This is a genomic window from Nostoc sp. UIC 10630 (assembly GCF_010747425.1).
In the GTDB taxonomy this organism is placed as follows: Bacteria; Cyanobacteriota; Cyanobacteriia; order Cyanobacteriales; family Nostocaceae; genus Nostoc.
In genome coordinates this window covers 1-1,448 of sequence record NZ_JAAGOG010000433.1, presented here as the reverse complement: position 1 = coordinate 1,448, position 1,448 = coordinate 1, and the positions used below count along the sequence as shown (strand labels likewise).

Genomic DNA, 1,448 nt, shown 5'->3' with positions numbered 1-1,448 from the left:
CAATCGAGAAGCAACTGATTGGCATCGTAATATTGTTGCAATACTTGCTGTTGCTGTGGGCTGAAGTGCCAGTGATGCTCAACATTTCCATGCTTTAAAAATTTTTGCAAATATGGATCTTGTGCAACTAGTGCATCAATTTCTTGCTTCATCAACAGTACCAAAAAATCTGCATTCCGTAGCATGGCAACCGTTAACAAAAAGATTTCACGCCACCTGGGTTCAGTAATATGAGCCACCAGACGTTCTAACGGTTGTTTTAATGCTTGTAAATTATAACTGCCTACGATTTTTCGAGCAGTCAGGTATTCTTGAAACGTCAAATAAGAGAAAGAAAAAATCCCCCGCACTCGTTCTGCTAGTAATCCATGTTGCAACTCTATCGCCTGAAGTACTCCTTCACTTTCTAATTCCAATTCCTCTGGTTCTGTGGAAGCATTCGGCAAATCACCGATATAATCACTAATGTGTTGCTCAACAAGACGTTGTTCAAAAAAGTAATTACCCTGTTCAAATGTTGCGCTAGCAACCTGACTCAGCAACTTAAGTTTTTGTGCTAATGAAAAACCTTGGTATACTTCATCCCGCTCAATTGGTTTAGTTTCGTCCCATTTGCCCAAGAGCAAGTCTAAGCACTGCTTATAATACGCAGCTTTTTGGGTTGGGAATTTGTTCTGGTGATGAAAAACCCAGCAGGCGAGATGCAAAAACAAGGGAGTGACAGCAAGCCTCCGAAATTGCAAATTTTCAGGTAAATCTAGTTTCCGGGTAAACTCAAATGCCTGCTCTTGTTTATCCTGGATGTTCGTTTTCGCAACTGTTGTAAACCACTTCTGAGCAAAAGCAACAATTTGCTCTTGACTAAAAGGGGCAATTTCAACATCTGTAAACCGTCTGAGGTTGAAAGCTTTAGCTGCCGTGCGGCAGGTGACGACAAACATATTCTTTTGATATTTTTCAGATAGTCTGCGAATCTCATTGACGACACTAATGCTCTGTTGATGGAGTACTTCATCTAATCCATCCAGCAATAGCAACACTCTGCCCTCCAACAACAAAGTTTCCACCACAGATGGATCTGAAATTCCACTGGTGAGGAATTCTTTGCAAATATAGTTGAGTAAATAGAATTCTTCTGCAACTTTCGTTTCGTCAGCAAAATCTCTTAAGGTGACAAAAATAGGAACCCGATTTGCAGCAAATCTCCCTCGGTTGCATTGAATCGCCAGATGTTGTAAAAAAGTCGTTTTACCTGCTCCCGGTTTACCCAACACCCGCAGCTTTGAATAAGTTTGAACTGCTGCGATCCCCGCCATTTGTGTCTGGGATACTTCACCTGAACCAAAGCGATCAAATTCTTTTGATGTAAATTTTTGCAAGTCAGAAAACTCTAACCACTGAAGGCTTGCAATCTCCTCCAAAATGTTGACATCTATGTAAATGTCGTC

Annotated in this window: 1 protein-coding gene; it reads right to left on the bottom strand. The window is 41.0% G+C overall.

All coding sequences use genetic code 11. From position 1 onward, the window contains the following. Nucleotides 1-1,448 (bottom strand): NACHT domain-containing NTPase (locus G1O98_RS38195; RefSeq protein ID WP_163939648.1); only part of this gene is annotated, 1,448 nt, incomplete at both ends.